The organism is Allobrachymonas sp. (assembly GCF_041912815.1).
GTDB lineage: Bacteria > Pseudomonadota > Gammaproteobacteria > Burkholderiales > Burkholderiaceae_C > Brachymonas.
This window is the reverse complement of sequence record NZ_JAYRLV010000003.1, coordinates 27071-46272: the sequence shown is the minus strand read 5'-3', so window position 1 is coordinate 46272 and position 19202 is coordinate 27071. Positions and strand designations below refer to the sequence as shown.

The 19202-nt window shown below is 66.8% G+C and carries 18 protein-coding genes; 8 read left to right on the top strand and 10 right to left on the bottom strand.

Going from position 1 to position 19202, the window contains the following annotated elements; translation table 11 throughout:
* Positions 1-209: 209 nt before the first annotated feature.
* Together ahpC and ACE3P9_RS04070 are read right to left on the bottom strand one after the other, a co-directional pair.
* Complete coding sequence (ahpC, locus tag ACE3P9_RS04075) at positions 210-776, bottom strand: alkyl hydroperoxide reductase subunit C (protein WP_374491989.1); 567 nt, start codon at positions 774-776, stop codon at positions 210-212.
* A gap of 236 nt (positions 777-1012) precedes the next feature.
* Positions 1013-2398, bottom strand: a complete 1386-nt coding sequence (locus tag ACE3P9_RS04070; RefSeq protein WP_374491988.1) for a sigma-54 interaction domain-containing protein — start codon at positions 2396-2398, stop codon at positions 1013-1015.
* A gap of 286 nt (positions 2399-2684) precedes the next feature.
* Between ACE3P9_RS04070 and cydP the strand changes: the two genes are divergently transcribed.
* From cydP to ACE3P9_RS04035, 7 genes are all read left to right on the top strand, one after another.
* Positions 2685-2861 carry a cytochrome oxidase putative small subunit CydP gene (gene cydP, locus ACE3P9_RS04065; RefSeq protein WP_374491987.1) on the top strand — a complete coding sequence of 59 codons (177 nt, stop codon included), beginning with the start codon at positions 2685-2687 and terminating at the stop codon, positions 2859-2861.
* A complete protein-coding gene (locus ACE3P9_RS04060) occupies positions 2858-4414 on the top strand; it encodes a cytochrome ubiquinol oxidase subunit I (RefSeq protein WP_374491986.1) in 1557 nt (518 codons plus the stop codon). The genes cydP and ACE3P9_RS04060 overlap by 4 nt, the downstream gene beginning before the upstream one ends.
* Before the next feature lie 41 nt (positions 4415-4455).
* Complete coding sequence (cydB, locus tag ACE3P9_RS04055) at positions 4456-5598, top strand: cytochrome d ubiquinol oxidase subunit II (RefSeq protein ID WP_374491985.1); 1143 nt, start codon at positions 4456-4458, stop codon at positions 5596-5598.
* Positions 5599-5609: 11 nt separating this feature from the next.
* The gene (cydX, locus tag ACE3P9_RS04050) at positions 5610-5732 is read left to right on the top strand and encodes a cytochrome bd-I oxidase subunit CydX (RefSeq protein ID WP_374491984.1); all 123 of its coding nucleotides are present in this window, start codon (positions 5610-5612) and stop codon (positions 5730-5732) included.
* 22 nt (positions 5733-5754) lie between these two features.
* Positions 5755-6108, top strand: coding sequence for a cyd operon YbgE family protein (locus ACE3P9_RS04045; RefSeq protein ID WP_374491983.1), 354 nt, complete (start codon positions 5755-5757; stop codon positions 6106-6108).
* A gap of 133 nt (positions 6109-6241) precedes the next feature.
* On the top strand, positions 6242-7225 hold the full coding sequence (gene gshB, locus ACE3P9_RS04040; RefSeq protein WP_374491982.1) for a glutathione synthase: 984 nt from the start codon (positions 6242-6244) through the stop codon (positions 7223-7225).
* 99 nt (positions 7226-7324) lie between these two features.
* Positions 7325-8626, top strand: coding sequence for an MFS transporter (locus tag ACE3P9_RS04035; protein ID WP_374491981.1), 1302 nt, complete (start codon positions 7325-7327; stop codon positions 8624-8626).
* Positions 8627-8675: 49 nt separating this feature from the next.
* On the opposite strand, the gene tgt is transcribed toward ACE3P9_RS04035, so the two are convergent.
* The 5 genes from tgt to ACE3P9_RS04010 all read right to left on the bottom strand — a co-directional run bounded on the left by tgt (position 8676) and on the right by ACE3P9_RS04010 (position 14334).
* Positions 8676-9851 (bottom strand): tRNA guanosine(34) transglycosylase Tgt, encoded by a 1176-nt coding sequence (tgt, locus tag ACE3P9_RS04030; RefSeq protein WP_374491980.1) that lies wholly within the window; start codon positions 9849-9851, stop codon positions 8676-8678.
* Between the two features lie 142 nt (positions 9852-9993).
* The gene (locus tag ACE3P9_RS04025; protein WP_374491979.1) at positions 9994-10158 is read right to left on the bottom strand and encodes a hypothetical protein; all 165 of its coding nucleotides are present in this window, start codon (positions 10156-10158) and stop codon (positions 9994-9996) included.
* 197 nt (positions 10159-10355) lie between these two features.
* Positions 10356-11432 (bottom strand): tRNA preQ1(34) S-adenosylmethionine ribosyltransferase-isomerase QueA, encoded by a 1077-nt coding sequence (gene queA / locus ACE3P9_RS04020; RefSeq protein WP_374491978.1) that lies wholly within the window; start codon positions 11430-11432, stop codon positions 10356-10358.
* A gap of 116 nt (positions 11433-11548) precedes the next feature.
* Positions 11549-13036: a DUF389 domain-containing protein gene (locus tag ACE3P9_RS04015; protein WP_374491977.1), complete on the bottom strand. Its 1488-nt coding sequence runs from the start codon at positions 13034-13036 to the stop codon at positions 11549-11551.
* A gap of 59 nt (positions 13037-13095) precedes the next feature.
* Positions 13096-14334, bottom strand: coding sequence for a cation:proton antiporter (locus ACE3P9_RS04010; protein WP_374491976.1), 1239 nt, complete (start codon positions 14332-14334; stop codon positions 13096-13098).
* Positions 14335-14652: 318 nt separating this feature from the next.
* On the opposite strand from ACE3P9_RS04010, the gene ppk2 reads away from it, so the two are divergent.
* Complete coding sequence (gene ppk2, locus ACE3P9_RS04005; RefSeq protein WP_374491975.1) at positions 14653-15558, top strand: polyphosphate kinase 2; 906 nt, start codon at positions 14653-14655, stop codon at positions 15556-15558.
* A gap of 35 nt (positions 15559-15593) precedes the next feature.
* Here the strand turns inward: ppk2 and ACE3P9_RS04000 are convergent, their stop codons facing one another.
* The 3 genes from ACE3P9_RS04000 to ACE3P9_RS03990 all read right to left on the bottom strand — a co-directional run bounded on the left by ACE3P9_RS04000 (position 15594) and on the right by ACE3P9_RS03990 (position 18967).
* A complete protein-coding gene (locus tag ACE3P9_RS04000; protein WP_374491973.1) occupies positions 15594-16841 on the bottom strand; it encodes a hypothetical protein in 1248 nt (415 codons plus the stop codon).
* A gap of 109 nt (positions 16842-16950) precedes the next feature.
* Complete coding sequence (locus ACE3P9_RS03995) at positions 16951-17112, bottom strand: hypothetical protein (RefSeq protein ID WP_374491972.1); 162 nt, start codon at positions 17110-17112, stop codon at positions 16951-16953.
* Positions 17113-17575: 463 nt separating this feature from the next.
* The gene (locus ACE3P9_RS03990; RefSeq protein ID WP_374491971.1) at positions 17576-18967 is read right to left on the bottom strand and encodes an NAD-dependent succinate-semialdehyde dehydrogenase; all 1392 of its coding nucleotides are present in this window, start codon (positions 18965-18967) and stop codon (positions 17576-17578) included.
* Positions 18968-19202 lie beyond the last annotated feature (235 nt).

Here is a 19202-nt window from a genome sequence, read left to right as displayed (position 1 = left end):
ATGAAAAAGGCCTGCTCACACTCCTTGCTGGAGGCAAACCGAATACTGCCGGGCCTCCGGGGAGGTGCCCATGCGTGTTTTCAGCAGGAGTGTGAGCAGGCCCTTGTCCCGGACCGGCGGCGCCGCCAGCCTGGGAAAGGGAGTCCGGCCCGGCGGCCTGCGCCGCATGCAGTGCGCGCGGCGCAGGATGCCGGTGCCGGCAGGCGAGATCAGATCTTGCCGACCAGGTCCAGGGACGGGGTCAGGGTCTTGTCGCCTTCCTTCCACTTGGCCGGGCAGACTTCGCCGGGGTGGTTGGCCACGTACTGGGCAGCCTTGACCTTGCGCAGCATTTCGCTGGCGTCACGGCCGATGCCGTTGTCATGGATTTCGCACAGCTTGATCTGGCCTTCGGGGTTGATCAGGAAGGAGCCGCGCAGAGCCAGGCCTTCTTCCTCGATCATCACGCCGAAGTTGCGGGTGATGGTGCCGGTGGGATCGCCGAGCATGACGTACTGCACCTTCTTGATGGCTTCGGAGGTGTCGTGCCATGCCTTGTGGGTGAAGTGGGTGTCGGTGGAGCAGGAGTAGACCTCGACGCCCAGCTTCTGGAACTCGGCATAGTGGTCGGCCAGGTCTTCCAGCTCGGTCGGGCACACGAAGGTGAAGTCGGCCGGGTAGAACACGAGGAGGGACCACTTGCCCTTGAGGGTTTCATGGGTCACTTCGAAGAAGTCCTTGCCAGCCTGGAAAGCCTGGGTCTTGAACGGCAGTACGGTGGTGTTGATGAGGGACATGGTTTCTCCTTGTTCAGGGTTGCAAAACGGATGAAGGGTCACGGAAGAGACCGTGCGCCACCCAGTGTGGCGCCGGCACCCTGCCGTAGTGTGACAGACCGTGTGTCCACGTGTCTGCCGCATGGGTTCCATGATAGCGGGGGCAGCGCGCAAGTCCATTTCTATTAATCTAATGGATCAATAGGTAAAGGCTATTCAGGCGCATGGAAGGTGGTGGGTGCGGTTCGAACGGAAGATCAGGCCGGAGGAGGGAGAGGCGTGGTCGAGGCTTCGAGCGCCTTGAGGCGCCGGTACAGCGTGCGCTCGCTGATGCCCAGGGCGCGGGCCAGCTCGGTGCGGCGTCCGCGATGGGCATGCAGCGCCTGCACCAGCGCCTCTTCCTCGATGGCGCGCAGGCTGCGTGGCGGCGTGCCGGGGGCCAGAACGGGCGGTGCAGATGCGGGCAGGGCACCCGGCAGGGGCAGGGCTGCGTTGCCGAGGGGGCTGGGCTGGGGGGCGTCGGCGAGCAGGGCCTGCTGCAGAATGGCCGCCTCGATGGCATCTGCCTCTGTGAGCAGGGTGGCGCGTTCGAGCACGTTGCGCAGTTCGCGCACATTGCCCGGCCAGGGCTGGAGCTGGAGCAGGGCCATGGCCTGCGGGGTCAGGGAGAGCGGGCGCAGGGGAGCAATGCGCACGAGCAGCGAGCGGGCGATGAGCGGAATGTCCTCGGCGCGCTCGCGCAGCGGAGGCAGCCGGATCGGGAACGTGGCAAGCCGGTAGTAGAGGTCTTCGCGAAAGGTGCCGGCGGCCACCATGTCGCGCAGGTTGCGGTGGGTGGCTGCCACCACCCGCACGTCCACATGGCGCAGATCGGTGCTGCCCACGCGGCGATAGGTGCCGGCTTCGAGCAGACGCAGGAGCTTGACCTGCATGCCCAGCGGGATGTCGCCCACCTCATCGAGAAACAGCGTGCCGCCGTTGGCGGCTTCCACCAGACCGGGCTTGGCATGGGAGGCCCCCGTGAAGGCGCCTTTCTCGTGCCCGAACAGCTCGGACTCGAACAGGCTCTCGGCCAGGCTGGCGCAGTCGACCACCACGATGGGCTGCGTCTGGCGATGGCTGGCGGCATGGATCGCGTGGGCTACCCCTTCCTTGCCCGTGCCCGATTCTCCCCGCAGCAGCACGCTGGCCTGCGACGGGGCCACGCGGGCCACCAGGTCGAGCATGTGCCGGAAGGCAGAGGATTCGCCCACCAGCGTGTGCTGGCCTGCCTGTCCCTGCGAGACGGGCAGGGTTTCCATCTTCTCGACGAAGAAGTGCAGCGCGCCCGAAGCGTCATGCAGGGGAACCAGCTCGATGCGCACATAGACCTTGCCATGAGGCGTATGGTGCAGGTGCAGCACCTGCTCGCGCTGGCGCGAGATGCGGGCCTGTGCGAGCGGGCAGGTCTCGCTGGCCTGGTCGCAGGGCATGGGGGAGTGGTGGGAGGCCTCATGGCAGCGCCGCCCGACCAGGGGCTTGCCGTCGCCGTACTGCCGGCGGTAGGCCGCATTGGCCGCCACGATGGTGTAGTGCCGGTCGCACACGATGTGTGGCTCGGGCATGCTTTCGAGATAGGCGATCAGGTTGTTGGGAATCTGCATGGAGCGTAATGGAGCACGGAAGGCGCCAGGGCCGGAGAAGGGGGTGTCGAGTGTCCCGCTGCCCGGAGAGCCGTTTTCCCCCAAGGGGGAGCGGCGGCTGGCAAGGTGATGACAGCAGCAGGGGCATTGCCTTGCATTCTTGCTGCTGTGCGCCATCTTGGCAAGATGGCTGCCAGATTGGCCGGAATTGACCGTCAATCTGTTTCATTCCTCCTTGTTTCTTGCTCCAAGTCATTGATTGGCATGTGTTTTGCAAACTGGCACGGAGTTTGTTAAGGTCTTCGTCATGTTCATGCCCCGAACCCGTCTCATGCGCCATCTCACGGTGGTGATCGTCGTCAAGATCCTTCTGCTGACGGCCTTGTGGTGGGTGTTTTTTCGGGATGCGCAGGCTCCGGTGGACAGCGAGCGCGTGGCAGAGCATTTCACCCAGTCCACCTCGACATCAGGAGCTTCGCAGTGATAACTGATCAACTGGTTGATCTCTCACGGCTGCAGTTCGCGGCCACAGCGCTCTACCACTTCCTGTTCGTGCCCCTGACGCTGGGCATGGTCTGGATGCTGGTGATCATGGAAAGCGTCTACGTGATGACCGGCAAGGTCATCTGGAAGGACATGACCCGCTACTGGGGCAAGCTTTTCGGCATCAACTTTGCCCTGGGCGTGACCACGGGCATCACCATGGAGTTCCAGTTCGGCACGAACTGGGCCTACTACTCCCACTATGTGGGCGACATCTTCGGGGCACCGCTGGCCATCGAGGGGCTCATGGCGTTCTTCCTGGAGTCCACCTTCATCGGGCTGTTCTTCTTCGGGTGGGATCGCCTGAGCCGTCCCAAGCACCTGATGGTGACCGTGCTGCTGGCGCTGGGCACCAACCTCTCGGCGCTGTGGATTCTGGTGGCCAACGGCTGGATGCAGAACCCGGTGGGCTCGGCGTTCAACTGGCAGACCATGCGCATGGAAATGACGAGTTTCTGGGAGCTGGTGTTCAACCCGGATGCCCAGGCCAAGTTCGTGCACACGGTCTCTGCCGGCTATGTGACCGGCGCCATGTTCGTGCTGGCCATTTCCTCGTGGTATCTGCTGCGGGGACGCAATGTGGAGTTCGCCAAGCGCAGCTTCCGCGTGGCGGCCGCCTTCGGGCTGGCGTCTGTGTGCTCGGTGATCGTGCTGGGTGACGAGTCCGGCTACATGGTCAGCGAGGCCCAGAAGACCAAGATGGCTGCCATCGAGGCCATGTGGAATACCGAGCCCGCCCCGGCTGGTCTGAAGCTGATTGCCGGCATCAACGAAGCCGAGCAGAAGAACGACTGGGAAGTGGAGCTGCCCTGGGTGATGGGCATCATCGGCACCCGTTCGCTCGACAAGACCATCCCGGGCATCCACGAGATCAAGGCGCAGAACCGCGAGCGCATCGTGAGCGGCATCCAGGCCGTGCAGGCGCTCGAAGCCCTGCGGCGTGACCGCAACGACGTCCAGGCTGCTGCGACCTTCAAGGCCCACCAGGCCGATCTGGGCTTCGGTCTGCTGCTCAAGAAGTACACCGCCGACGTGACCCAGGCCACCCCGGCCATGATCCAGCAGGCGGTGGATGACACCGTGCCGCACGTCACTCCCATGTTCTGGAGCTTCCGCATCATGGTGGCGCTGGGCTTCACCATGCTGGTGCTGTTCGCGCTGGCCTTCTGGCAGACGCTCAAGGGCCGCTTCACCGAGAAGCGCTGGCTGCTGCGTGCCGCCATCGTGTGCCTGCCCATGCCCTGGATCTCGATCGAGCTGGGCTGGCTGGTGGCCGAGTACGGCCGGCAGCCGTGGACGATCTATGGCGTGCTGCCCACGCACCTGTCGGTGTCGGCGCTCTCCGTGCAGAGCCTGTATGGCTCGCTCGCCGGGTTCCTGGGCTTCTATACGGTGCTCCTGATCGTGGAGATGTATCTGATGGTCAAGTTCGTGCGCTGGGGCCCCGGCAGTCTCGGTACGGGCCGCTATGACAACGAGGTCGCGCACGGCTGAGCGCCGCCCGCATCCAAGAGGAATACGAGGAGCAAACACAAATGCTGGACTATCCAACCCTCAAGATCATCTGGTGGCTGCTGGTGGGCGTGCTGCTGGTCGGCTTTGCCGTCATGGACGGCCATGACATGGGCGTGGGCACGCTGCTGCCCTTCGTCGGCAAGGGCGACGACGAGCGCCGCGTGGTCATCAACACCGTCGGCCCGCACTGGGACGGCAATCAGGTGTGGTTCATCACCGGAGGCGGCGCCATCTTTGCGGCCTGGCCGCTGGTGTACGCCACGGCCTTCTCGGGCTTCTACTGGGCCATGATGGCGGTGCTCTGGGCGCTGTTCTTCCGGCCGGTGGGCTTCGACTACCGCAGCAAGATCCAGAACGCCACCTGGCGCAACACCTGGGACTGGGGCCTGTTCATCGGTGGCTTCATTCCGCCGGTCATCTTCGGCGTGGCCTTCGGCAACCTGCTGCAGGGCGTGCCCTTCCACTTCACGGGGCTGCTCGAACCCATCTACACCGGCAGCTTCTGGCAGCTGCTCAATCCCTTTGCGCTGCTTGCGGGGGTGGTGAGCAGTGCCCTGATCACCATGCACGGCGCCGTCTATCTGGCCCACCGTACCGAAGGCGACATCGAGCGCCGCGCACAGACTGCAGCCACCTGGGCGGCCGTGGTGATGGTGCTGGGCTTCGTGGCGGCCGGCCTGTGGCTGCGCTTCGGCGGCATCCAGGGCTACATGATCACGTCGCCGGTCGATCCGGCCGGGCTGCCCGACCCGCTGGCCAAGACGGTGGTGCGCAGCGCCGACGCCTGGTGGCTCAACTACGGCCGGCAGCCGCTCATCTGGCTGCTGCCTGCCCTGGGCATCGGATCGGCCCTGCTGGCAGCGACCCTGTGCCGCGCAGGCAAGACCCTCACGGCCTTCGTGATGTCGTCGCTCTCCATTCTGGGCGTGATCGGCACGGCAGGGGCTGCCATGTTCCCCTTCGTGATGCCGTCCTCCACCATGCCGAACGCCAGCCTGACCGTGTGGGACAGCGTGTCGAGCCATCTGACCCTGACCGTGATGTTCTGGGCCACGATGATCTTCATGCCGATCATCATCTTCTACACCAGCTGGGCCTACCGCGTGATGCGCGGGAAGGTGACGGTGGCGCACATCCGCGCCAATGACCATGCCGCGTATTGAAAGGAATGCACATGTGGTACTTCGCTTGGATATTGGGTGTCGGGTTTGCCGTGCTGCTGGCCATCCTGAACGCCATGTGGGGCGAGCACGAGGAACACCGTCAGGCGGCTCCCTCGCCCGATGAACACGCCTGAGCCACAGGCACAGGCACAGGCCATGGCATCCGCTCCCCGTCCCGATGACGGACCGCCTTCCGCGCCCCTCCCTGCGGAGGAAGCGCCCGGGGGTTCCCTGAGCCTGCCCCTGCTGTGCGTAGGGCTGGTGCTCATGCTGGGGCTGAGCCTGTATCCGCCCCTCGTGACACGGGCGGACGGCAAGCCCGATCACCTGCTCCTCATGCTGCTGGGCTGGGCCATGGCAGCGGGGCTGGTGCGAGGCATCGGCTTCATCCCGCGGCTGGCAGTGTGGCGCTGGCTGCTGTCGGGGTGGGCCTGCCTGGGAGCCCTTGTGGCCGCTGCAGCCTGGTGGTGGCTGCACGGCGGGGCTTCCGCTTTCCCTTTCGCACACTGATGTGCTCCCGGTCGGTCCGCCTGCTCCAAGGTCCGGCCGGTTTTTTTGTGTGGGGCTCCGTGTGCCCCTGACTCCCGGCAGGGCATGGCGCGGGAGTGCGCGGGACCGAAGGGCCCGGCGTACACTTGCCGGCATGAAACTGCTCTTCGTCGCCGATCCCCTCGAATCCTTCGTCATCTACAAGGACAGTACCTACGCCATGATGCGCGAGGCCCAGTCCCGCGGGCATACCGTGAGCGCCTGCGAGCCGCGCGACCTGCACTGGTCCGCGCACAGCCACAGCGCCACCGGCAGGATCAGTGCCGTGGTGCGCGACATCACCCTCACGGGCGAGAAGCCGCTGTGGTTCACCGAGGCCGAACCCGCAGGCCGCCGCCGGCGCGTGGCGCTGTGCGATATGGATGCCGTCATCATGCGCAAGGACCCGCCCTTCGATGGCGAGTTCTTCTACTGCACCCACATGCTCTCGCAGGCCGAGCGCGAGGGCGCGCGCGTGTTCAACCGGCCCGGCGCGCTGCGCGAACACCCCGAGAAGCTCGCGATCATGGAGTTTCCGCAGTACATTGCGCCGACTCTGGTCACGCGCAATCCGGCCGACATCCGCGCCTTCCATGCCGAGCACCAGGACGTGATCCTCAAGCCGCTCGACGGCATGGGCGGCATGGGCATTTACCGGGTGCGGGCGGACGGACTCAACCTGGGCAGCATCATCGAGACCCTCAACCAGGGCGGCCGCACCAGCGTGATGGTGCAGAAGTACCTGCCCGAGATCGTCGACGGCGACAAGCGCGTGCTCATCATCGACGGCGAGCCCGTGCCCTACTGCCTGGCCCGCATTCCGCAGGGCAACGAGGTGCGGGGCAATCTCGCCGCCGGTGGCAAGGGCGTGGCCCAGCCGCTCACCGAGGCCGACCGGACCACGGCGCGGGCCATCGGGCAGGTGCTTGCGCCGCGCGGGCTCACGCTCATCGGGCTCGACATCATCGGCACCCGGGTGACCGAGATCAACGTCACGAGCCCCACCTGCTTCCAGGAAATCCAGGTCCAGAAGGGCTGCAACGTGGCGGCCCTGTTCATCGACGCCATCGAGCGCGGGGTGTTGACGCAGCGCGTCTGAGCCTGCGGCCGGCGTCCCTGTGGCGCCTTGCGCGCCGGCGCAGCCTGGCAAGGCGGTGCCGAGCGCTTCGGGCGTCTGCCCGCTTTTCTGGAACCCACCATGTCCGCTACCGCAGCCCCTGCCACCGTCTCCCACCGCATGCTCGATCGTTCGGACATGCGAACCCTGGCCCTGTCCTCGCTGGGCGGGGCGCTGGAGTTCTACGACTTCATCATCTTCGTCTTCTACGCCAAGCTCATCAGCGAGCTGTTCTTTCCGCGGCAGCTCGATCCGTTCTGGGCCCTGCTGACCACCTACGGCATCTTTGCGGCAGGGTATTTCTTCCGGCCCGTGGGGGGCATCGTGATGGCGCACTTCGGCGACCGCCTGGGACGCAAGCGCATGTTCACGCTCTCCATCCTGCTGATGGCGCTGCCGACCTTCGCCATCGGGCTGCTGCCCACCTATGCGGCCGTGGGGGTGGCGGCGCCGCTTCTGCTGCTGGCCATGCGCATTCTGCAGGGGGTGGCCATCGGGGGCGAGATTCCGGCGGCCTGGACCTTCGTGTCCGAGCACGTGCCGCAGCGGCATGTGGGGCTGGCCAACGGGGTGCTGTGCGCGGGGCTGAACGTGGGCATTCTCATCGGCTCGCTGGTGGCGCTCGGGGTGGAGCGCAGCTTCTCGCCGGCGGACATCCATGACGGGGCCTGGCGGCTGCCCTTTCTGCTGGGCGGGGTGCTGGGGCTGGTGACCATGTACCTGCGCCGCTGGCTGCAGGAAACACCGGTGTTCCGCGAGATGCAGGCCCGGCGCGCCCTCTGCGAGGGCATCCCCCTCAAGGCGGTGCTGACCCGGCATGTCGGTGGCGTGGTGCTCTCGATGCTGCTGACCTGGGTGCTGACTGCCTGCATCATGGTGGCGCTGCTGTCGACGCCGCAGCTCATGAGCGGCACCTTCCATCTGCCGCGGGCCACTGCGTTCACGCTGCAGAGCTGGGCCATTGTGGCGGGCGCAGTCGGCTGTGTGCTCGTGGGGGGACTGTGCGACCGATTCGGGGTGGGCAACACCCTGCTGGGCGTCGGCCTGCTGGAGCTGGGGGCCTGCACCTTCTACTACACGGGGCTGGGGCACATGGCGTGGGGGACGGTGGCCTTCTGGTATGTGCTCATGGGGGCCGGCACCGGCATGGCGGCTGCGGTGCCTGCCGCCATGGTGCGCAGCTTTCCGGCGCCGGTGCGGCTCTCGGGGGTCTCGTTCTCGTACAACGTGTGCTATGCCGTGTGCGGGGGCGTGACCTTTCCGCTCATCACCGTGCTGTCGCGCCATAGCCCCATAGGCGGCATGTACTACCTGTGGGGCATCTGTCTGCTGGCCATGCTCTGCGGGCTGGTGGTGCGCTCGCAGCGCGAACCGGGCCTCTGACCCACAGCTATCCGGACCACGCCGCCCCCGAACGGGGCGGGGGCTGGCTTCAGACGCCCCGTGCGCGGTCGGCGTGGAAGCGTGCTACCCAGGCCTCGAAGGCGCCTGCATCCATCGCTTCGCGAATCTCGCGCATCAGGTTGAGGTAGTAGTGCAGGTTGTGGATGGTCGTGAGCATGGGGCCCAGCATCTCGCCGCACCGGTCGAGGTGGTGCAGATAGGCGCGGCTGAAGCCATCGCGTCCCCCGGCGGCATAGGGCACTCCGCTTGCGCCCGCACAGGCATAGCAGGTGCAGGTCTCGTCGAGCGGACGGGCGTCGGTCTTGTGCCGGGCGTTGCGGATCTTGAGGTCTCCGAAGCGCGTGAACACATGGCCGTTGCGTGCGTTGCGGGTGGGCATGACGCAATCGAACATGTCCACGCCATGCTGCACGCCGTGCACGAGGTCCTCCGGTGTGCCCACGCCCATGAGATAGCGGGGCTTGTGGGCGGGGAGCTGGTGCGGGGTGTGCGCGGTGATGCGCTGCATGTCTTCCTTGGGTTCGCCCACGCTCACGCCACCGACGGCATAGCCGGGGAAGTCCATTTCCACGAGCTGTTCGAGAGACTCCTGGCGCAGGTGCTCGAACATGCCGCCCTGCACGATGCCGAAGAGGGCGTTGGGGTTTTCCAGCCGGGCGAATTCGTCGCTGCAGCGACGGGCCCAGCGCAGACTGAGCTCCATCGAGGCGCGGGCCTCGGCCTCGGTGGTGATGTGGCCGCGCGTCTCGTAGGGCGTGCATTCGTCGAACTGCATGACGATGTCCGAGTTCAGCACGGTCTGGATCTGCATGCTGATCTCGGGCGTGAGAAAGAGGCGGTCGCCGTTGACGGGGCTGGCAAAGCGCACGCCTTCCTCGCTGATCTTGCGCATCTCGCCGAGGCTCCATACCTGGAAGCCCCCGCTGTCGGTGAGGATCGGCTTGTGCCAGTTCTCGAAGGCGTGCAGCCCGCCGAACTGGCGCAGGATGTCGAGTCCCGGCCGCATCCACAGGTGGAAGGTGTTGCCCAGGATGATCTGGGCGCCCATGTCGTGCAGGCTCCGGGGCATGACGCCCTTGACCGTGCCATAGGTGCCCACGGGCATGAAGATGGGAGTTTCCACCACGCCGTGCGTGAGCGTCATGCGGCCACGGCGGGCCATGCCCTGAGCCCCGTGGGTGGAGAGAAGTTCGAATTGCAGCATGGGCGAGATTGTAGTCAGGCCCGTGCTGCCCTGCCGGCTCCTGGCGGCGACAGGCCGCAGGAGGCTCAGGCCAGGAGGGTGTCGTGTGCTCCCTGCTCAGGGAGGGGGCGGGAGTGCGGATTCCTGCCCCGGCCGTGCAGGATCAGGGCTGTTCCTGCGGGGTGTGCGAATCGGCCACGGTCTGGAAATGGGCCGGCGGGTGGGCGCGGCTGGCGTGGTCGGACTTGTCCCAGGCCCAGGCGGCCAGCAGACTGAAGGAGAACAAGATGACGAGGGACGCCAGAAGGCGCCCGAGCAGACCGACCATGATGTGAGCAATTCCTGTGCAATGGATGTCAGATTGTGCCAGCCGTGCACCGCACTGGGTCGGCGGGCTGCGCGGAAAGCGGGCAGAAGCCGCCAGGAATTACCGATCGTTGCATTTGCCGTGCGGGGCGTTGGCGCAGGGCAACGGTTCGGGGCGGCAGGCACCGCAGCGGTGCGCAGTGCCCGCCCCGTGCGGGATCAGGACTGTGGCTGCAGCGCCTGTGCCTGCGGTTGGCGGGCCAGCAGCATGGCATCTCCGTAGCTGAAGAACCGGTAGCGCTCGGCAATGGCATGGCGGTAGAGCGCCATGACGTGCGCATGTCCCGAGAGGGCGCTCACCAGCATCATCAGCGTGCTCTTGGGCAGGTGAAAGTTGGTGAGCAGCAGATCGACCACCCGGAACTGGAAGCCCGGGGTGATGAAGATGTCGGTATCGCCCACGGTCTCGCCGGTGGCGGCCCAGCTCTCCAGTGCCCGCACGCTGGTGGTGCCGATGGCCAGCACCCGCCCGCCGCGGGCACGGCAGGCCTCGATGGCGGCGATGGTGGTCTCGGGAACCTGGTAGCGTTCGTGGTGCATCACATGGTCGGCGATGCGCTCGGTCTTGACCGGCTGGAAGGTGCCGGCACCCACATGGAGCGTCACGTTGGCACGCTGCACGCCCAGGGCATCGAGCCGCTCCAGCATGGCCTCGTCGAAGTGCAGGGCCGCCGTGGGGGCAGCCACGGCACCGGGCTGGCGTGCGAACACGGTCTGGTAGCGGCGCTCATCCTCTTCGTCGTCGGCGTGGGCGATGTAGGGCGGCAGGGGCACATGGCCGTGGCGGGCCATGAGCGTGTAGGGGTCGTCGCTGAAGCGGAAGCGGAAGATGGGGCCGTCTTCATGGGGCCAGCGGCCGAGCAGGGTGGCGGTGAAGCCACCGTCCATGTCCAGCACGGTGCCGGGTGCGGGCTTCTTGCTCACCTTCATGTGGGCGGCCACGGTGTACGGCTCGCCCGGCTCCAGCAGCACCCGCTCCACCAGGAGTTCGAGTCGTCCGCCGCTCGGCTTGCGGCCATAGAGGCGGGCCTTGACCACCTGGGTGTCGTTGAAGACCATGAGATCGCCTGCCCGCAGCAGGCCGGGCAGGTCACGGAACTGACGATCCACAGGCTGCTCGCCCGTGCCGTCGAGCAGGCGCGAGCCGCTGCGCTCGGCAGCGGGGTGCTGGGCAATGAGCTCCGGAGGAAGGTCGAAATCGTAGTCGCTGAGGGTATGGGTGGAATCGGCGCACATGGCAGGCAGACGGACGCAGGCAAAGGCGCTAGCTTACCGCGCGCAGCACCACCGCTGCACATGGCCTCCCATGCGGCCCGATGCGGGGCAGGGGCAGTCTTCGCCCATAGGGCGGATCATGGGCGGATGCCGGACGCTGCGGCCGTCGACGCAGAGGCGGCCGAGGCCGGGGACGCCGGCGGGGCAATGGCCGGGCCGACCGTGAAGTGGACGTGCACGTCCGTCTGGCCGAGGCGGGCCTTGAACCAGTCGATGATGCGCTGGCGGTCGGCTTCGCGCAGGGGGGCTTCGGTGCGCACTTCCAGTGCGTAGGCCGGAGTGGAGGTGCCCTGCGGATACAGGAACAGTCCTTCGCCGAGGAACACGTTGGACACGGACGGGTACAGCGCCCGCAGCTCGCGCACCATCGCATCGGTCTGCCGGGTCAGGGCGTTGCGCCGGTCGAGCTGGCTCTGGGTCTGCTGGAGTTTATCGGTCATCTGCCGCAGGGCTTCTTCCTGCCCCTGGACCACGCCAGCGGTGTCGCGCTGGATGTCCTGCAGCAGGGAGGATCGCAGCGAGCCCATGTCGGGCTGGAGGCGGTCGGTCTGGTAGACCTTGAGGGTGCTGCCGCGCAGTGGCGTGGCAGCAAGGCGGTCGCGGATTTGGGCCAGCGTGGCCTCGGGGACGGGGGAGCCGATGAGGGCCACCTCGATGGCCCGGCTTGCCGGCGTGACGCGGATGTCCGTCACGTGGCTGAGCGGAAAGCTGAACTGCTGGGCCACGAACTGGCGGGCACGCGACTTGTAGAGCTCCACGTTGACGAGCTGGGTGGCCAGCCATGCGCTTGGCAGGGCGGTGGCCAGCGCCACGAGCCACAGCACGATCTTGACGCGGTATTCGGTGCGGCGGTCGATGAAGCGGTGCGCGGGCATGTGCATGAGCCGCAGCGCGATGAGGGTGGGCAGGGCGATGAAGACGCAGTTGATGAAGTACAGGTAGAGCGCGTTGCCGAAGAAGTGCCACTGCTGGGTGGCAAGGCCGTAGCCGGCGGTGCAGATGGGCGGCATGAGCGCCGTGGCAATGGCCACCCCTGGAATGACGTTGGTGGTTTCGCGCCGGGTGATGCCGAGCACGCCGGCGATGCCGCCGAAGAAGGCGATGAGCACGTCCCACAGCGTGGGCGAGGAGCGTGCGAGCAGCTCGGAGCCGGCCTCGCGCAGGGGGCTGATGGCAAAGTACAGCGCCGAGACGGCCAGGCTGATGCCTGTGGCCACGAGCAGGTTGAACGCCGAGCGCTTGATGAGGGCAAAGTCGTACACCGCCATGCTGTAGCCGATGCCGATGATGGGCCCCATGAGCGGCGAGATGAGCATGGCGCCGATGATGACGGCAGTGGAGTTGACGTTGAGCCCGATCGAGGCGATCAGGATGGCCGACATCAGGATCCAGGGAGTGGTGCCCGTGAGCTCGACCGAATCCCGGATGCGGGCATCGATGTCGGCGGGGGCGGCCTGGTCGATGCCGAGCTGGAACTTGCGGCCGAAGCGCCGCGGCAGATCGGGATGGTGGGCAGACTCGGGCTCCAGGGCAGGAGCGTCGGGGCGGGAATCGGGCTGGGTCATGGCAGGGAGTCGGATCGGAGAGGGAGAGTCGGATCGGAGAGGGAGCATGGAGCGCGTCGTCAGGCATCCTGCCGCAGGGTGCGCTGGAGCACGCCGCCCATGGTCATGCCCTGCACCAGCAGGGAGAACACCACCACGCAGTAGGTGAGCGCCAGGATGGCCGAGCGCGCCTCTCCGGCCGGCAGCGAGAGGGCCAGTGCCACCGAGATGCCGCCGCGCACGCCGCCCCAGGTGAGCACCTTCCAGGAGCCGGGGGGCAGGCGCAGCCAACGGCCGAAGGCCCAGGTGGGCAGTCCGGCCGACACGAAGCGCGCCAGCAGCGCCACTCCCACGGCGCAGGCGCCCAGCCCCAGCAGCTGGGGACTGAAGGGGATGAGCAGCAGCTCCAGCCCCAGAAAGACGAAGAGCACCGCATTGAGGATCTGGTCCATCAGCTCCCAGAACATGTCCACGTGTTGCCGGGTCAGCTCGGACATGGCCGAGGCCCGTCCCGCGTTGCCCACGAGCAGGCCGGTGACCACCATGGCCAGCGGGCCGGAGCATTCGAGGTGCAGCGCGAGCTGGTAGCCCCCGAGCACGCCCGCGAGCGTGAGCATGACCTCCACCACGTAGTTGTCGATGCTGCGCATGAGCAGGTTGAGCAGCAGCCCGAGGGCCAGCCCCAGAGCCAGGCCGCCTCCCACCTCCTGGCCCACGGTGTGCAGGATGCCCTGCATGTCGGGGCTCTGTCCGCTCACGGCCATGCGGGTGAAGAGCACGAAGAGCACCACGCCCACGCCGTCGTTGAACAGCGATTCGCCCGCGATGGTCACCGACATGCTGGCCGGGGCCTTGTAGCGCTGCAGCAGTCCCATGACGGCCACCGGATCGGTGGGCGAGATCAGGGCGCCGAACACCATGCAGTACCACAGCGACAGCGGCAGCCCTGCCCAGCCCGCCAGCATCCAGGTGATCCAGCCGACGATGACGGTGGACACCAGCGTGGCCACGATCGACAGGGCCAGCACCGCGAGCCGGTAGCTGCGCAGCTGGTCGAAGCGCACGTGCAGGGCGCCGGCAAACAGCAGCAGCGAGAGCATGCCGTCCATCAGCATGGCGGAGAAGTCCACGTCGTTCAGAAAGGCCGTCACCGGCCGGTAGGCGAACTCCCACCCCAGATGGTGCGTGACCACCAGTCCGAGCGAGAGCACCATGGCGATCGTCATCACGCCCACCGTGCCTGGCAGGCGGATCCAGCGTTCGTTCACGTAGGCGAACAGGGCGGTGACGACGAGACAGGCAACGGCAATATCGAACATGGGCAAGGAGGCGGCGGTGGCAGGCGTGCAGGGCACGCACCGGCAAGGGGCTGCAGCGTGTGCGGCAGAAGGACACAGACAGGGGACGAGCAGACGATGTCCGCCTGCGCAGCGGCCCGGGGCAAGGGGACTCGGCACGGGCCGCCATGCGCTGCATTATCCCCTGACGGCTGGAGCCTGGGGTGTGCCCGGGGCGTGGGGCGGATCGGCGCAGCCGGCATCGAACTGTCACATGATTGCGGTACCCTCGAAGACCGGAATACACAGACTGGCCCCCTGTGCGCGCGGAGGGCCGGATGCACGAGGAGACCCCGCGACATGAACAAGGAAGAACTGGTCCAGCGCCTGCAGAGCGACCTGCTCGACGGCTACGACGAAGAGCTCGAAATGGAGCTGGAGGACCGCAACATCGACCGCCTGGCCCAGGTGATGACCGACAGCGATGCCTACAGGGAAGCCCGGAGAACCTACTTCCGCGAGCTGTTCCGGCTGCAGGCCGAGCTCGTCAAGCTGCAGGACTGGGTGGTGCACACCGGCTACAAGCTCATCGTGATCTTCGAGGGGCGGGATGCGGCCGGCAAGGGCGGCATCATCAAGCGCATCACGCAGCGGCTCAATCCGCGCGTGTGCCGGGTGGCAGCCCTGCCCGCGCCGAGTGATCGCGAGCGCACGCAGTGGTATTTTCAGCGCTACGTGAGCCATCTGCCGGCAGCCGGCGAGATGGTGCTGTTCGACCGCAGCTGGTACAACCGCGCCGGTGTCGAGCGGGTCATGGGGTTCTGCAGCGACGACGAGCTCGAACAGTTCTTCCGCGACGTGCCCGAGTTCGAGAAGATGCTGGTGCGCTCCGGCATCAAGCTCATCAAGTACTGGTTCTCGATCTCCGACGACGAGCAGCACACCCGCTTCCTCGGGCGCATCTACGATCCGCTCAAGCAGTGGAAGCTCAGCCCCATGGATCTGGAGAGCCGGCGCCGCTGGGAGGACTACACCCGCGCCAAGGAAGACATGTTCGAGCGCACGCACATCCCCGAGGCGCCCTGGTGGGTCGTGCAGGCCGACGACAAGAAAAAGGCCCGCCTCAACTGCATCGAGCACCTGCTCAGCCAGATTCCTTACTATGAGATCGACCGCCCCGAGATCGTCCTGCCAGAGCGGGTGCATCACCTCGACTACGAGCGCCACCCCGTGCCGCCCGAGATGATGGTGCCCGAGAAGTTCTGAGGCGCGGTCGGGGCGCACACCCGCCGGAGGCGGGGCTATCGGCCTCCGGCCGCCCTGACCTCGGACAGAAACGCCTCGAACGTGCGTCTGGCCGCCGGGGTGAGAGAGGGCGCAAGGCGCGCGAACGGAATTTCCGCATCCTCGGCACAGGCCTGCACGACATGGGGCATCTCGGGCGTGAAGGCCATGCCTCTGGCAGTGAGGTGCGGGCTCCAGAACGTGGTGCTCCGTGCCGCGTCCCGGCAGTCGGCATCGTGGCGGGGATAGGCGGCCTCGATGAGCCGGCGGAACGCCGGGGTGTAGGTGGGGGGCAGATCGAAGGCATCTGCTTCCCTGTCGGTGCCAGCGCCGGCGCCGGCGGGCGGTCTGGGGCGTTCCCTGTGCAGGGCCGTGGCGGTGAACCATGAATAGAGATCGACCACCGCGCCGTGCCGCAGGTCCCAGGTCTGGTAATCCACCCCGGCGCTCGGATGAGCGCCCCCGCAGGTGACGGAGGTGCTGTTCTGTACCACCAGCCAGCCCGGGGTCAGGATCAGTGGGGTCAGCGTGGTCGAGATCGCGCCGTCGAGTCCGCTCTGTCCCAGCGCGGCCCGTGAACAGGCGAAATGCGCCGCATCCTCCCGGCTGCGGGGCACCGGCCGGGAGAGTGCCGCGTTCACCCGGCGGATTTCGGGCGAGTCGCCAGGAAGCTGGAAGGTCTCGATGGACGAGTCCTCGAACTGTCTGCCGGGATCGACCTGCACGCGCGTGTAGGTCCGGCCCATGAGGGTAGCCGGCCGTGTCGTCACCACCGGGCGGGTGTAGCGGGGCGCACTGAAGGCCACGCTGCCGCAGGGCGACTCGCCGGCGGAGGTGCTTGTCTGCGGGACCGGGACGCGCTGCAGCCGCAGCGGCAGCGTGCGGGAGCCGCTCTGCCAGACCCCTTGCAGATGATGGTCGTCCAGTGGGGCGATGCGCCACAGCGGCCCCTTGCCAGGTGTGCGGCCGTACGGGGACTCGCTCCACACCGGGAGCGTGGCACTGTTCGTGGGGCGGTCGAGCGGCCCCAGTGAAATGATTTTCAGGTGCTTCAGGTAGTAGTAGGCTCCGAAATCCCGGTCCAGACAGACCTGCACCGGAGCCTGACCGATGGTGCCGCGCCACACCCCCTGCCAGGTCGAGGGTGCGGGACTCTGGGCCTGTGCAGGGGCAGCGGCGAGCACCAGCGCGGTGCCGAGGAAACTCGTCAGCACGGCCTGCAGCAGGACGGAGCGAGGAAGGCGCAGGGCCCGATGACAGCGCATGGAAGATTCCTGGTCGAGGAGGGCAAAAAAGGATCAGTCGCAGGACTGCGAGGTGGCAACGAGGACGTGCCGGGCCTCGGTGGCCATGCGGGAGAACACGATCCGGGCATCAGCCACGGGAATCCCACAGCGGCAGGTCGCGCACGCGCCGCATCGTCGTGCCCTGAACCTTCTGGCAGTGCATGATGGCCTTGCCCACGGTCGAGAGATTCAGGCCTCCGCTTGCCCCCTCACTCCATCCCTTGAGGTGATCATAAAAATGAGGCGACACCTGGATCGCCTCGTGGACGCTGCGTGGTGGGCTCCCCTGACCACCAACGGAACCTTTGGGCCCCAGGTCTGCCCTCAACGATTGTCGGGAGGCTTTGCCGCAGCGTCTTGCCCTCAATTTACTGCATAGGGGCCTGCAGTGCAACGCAAGGGGCGATATGGGGGTGAGGGATGTGTACAGCCCGCTGTACACGGGCGCATTCCATGCGGCGGTGGTGCACCTGGGGTTGGACGCAGCCCAGCCTCCTTCAGCAGGGCCTGCGGCACAACCACGCCCCACCTCACTTCCATGCCCTGTGTGCGATGCCGGAGGGGGCGCCCTGCATCGCACGGAATTCCCCAACGAAAAATGGCCTCGAACGACGAGGCCATGCAGCTATTCCGTCATGGGGTCTGCGGCCCATGGCGGGGGACGGCGGTCGGCACCTCTTGGAGAGGTACCGCACCGATCGCGCCTATCCTGCTCAGAACGGGGCGTCGATGTCCACCACGTCGATGAGCTTGTGGTTCACGAACTCCTTGATGCCCAGGCCCAGCAGCTCACGGCCATAGCCGGAGCGGCGGATGCCGCCGAAGGGCAGGTCGGCTTCCACCTTGGTGGGGTGGTTGACGAACACCATGCCGGTGGAGATCTGGGCTGCCACTTCGGCGCCGTGGGCAGTGTCGCGCGTGAACACCGAACCACCCAGGCCGAAGGGCGAGTCGTTGGCGATGCGGATGGCATCGGCCTCGTCGCGGGCGCGGAACAGCATCGACACCGGGCCAAACAGCTCCATGGAGTACACCGGGTTGTCCTCGCCCACCTCGGTCAGGATGGTGGGCTGCACGAAGGCGCCCTGCGTGGGCACCGGCGCACCCACCTGCTCGGCGCGTGCGCCGTGGGAGATGGCGAATTCGATCTTTTCCTTGAGCTCGTCGGCAGCGCCCTGGGACGACAGCGGTGCAAGCGTGGTGGCAGGGTCGAGCGGATCACCGGCCACGAGTTTGGCCACGCCCTCGCGGTACAGGGCCAGGAAGCGGTCGTACACCTCGTCGACGATGATCATGCGCTTGGAGGACACACACACCTGACCGCCGTTCCAGTGGCGACCGAACACGGCCCACTTGACCGTCTTTTCCAGATCGGCATCGGCGAGCACCACAAAGGCATCGGCGCCGCCGAGTTCCATGGTGGACTTCTTGAGGGCCTTGCCGGCCGCAGCGGCGACGATGGAGCCAGCCGCTTCGGAGCCGGTCAGGGCCACGCCGTGCACGCGCGGGTCGTTGAGCACCAGCTCGATCTGGCTGTGGGCCATGTACAGGTTGATGAAGGCGCCTGCGGGCAGACCGGCTTCGCGCATCAGTGCCTCGAAGGCGGCAGCGGACTGCGGCACGTTGGAGGCATGCTTGAGCAGCATGGTGTTGCCGGCGGAGAGCTGGGGCGCCAGGATGCGGGCGATCTGGTAGTAGGGGAAGTTCCAGGGCTCGATGGCGAGCAGCACGCCCAGGGGTTCGTGCACCAGCACGGCCTCGCCTTCGGCAGCGTCGAGCACCGGCAGCTTTTCGGGCTTGAGCAGCGCTTCGGCGTTGCGCACGTAGTATTCGAGGATCTTGGCGGAGAGTTCGACTTCGGCATGGGCCTCGGTCAGGAGCTTGCCCATTTCCAGGGTGAGCAGGCGGGCGTAGCGGTCTGCGTCCTTGCGCAGCAGGTCGGCGGCTTTCTGCAGGATGGCGGCACGCTCGGCAAAGGATGTCTTGCGCCAGTCGAGGAACGCGGCATGCGCCTGGTCGATGGCGGCCTGCACTTCGGCGTCGGTGGCGGTGGGGAACGTCTTGAGGGTTTCACCCGTGTACGGGTTGACGGTTGCATAAGACATGAAGGTCTCCTTTTTGGAAAAAGAAGGCGTGGCCGGCGTACTCCTGGAATCATGCCGGACCGGGGGACTCATGAACTGCCGAAACCCTCGGGCCCCTGACTTCGGAACGCTGTCCGGCGGTCTTTCCGATCCGCGCGCCGACACGCCCGTTGTCCTGTCGGCGGGCCTTTGCAGGTGTGCGCAGATCGCGTCCGCAGGAACTGTGGGGCACTCTAGCACCGGCCCCATGCTGCGG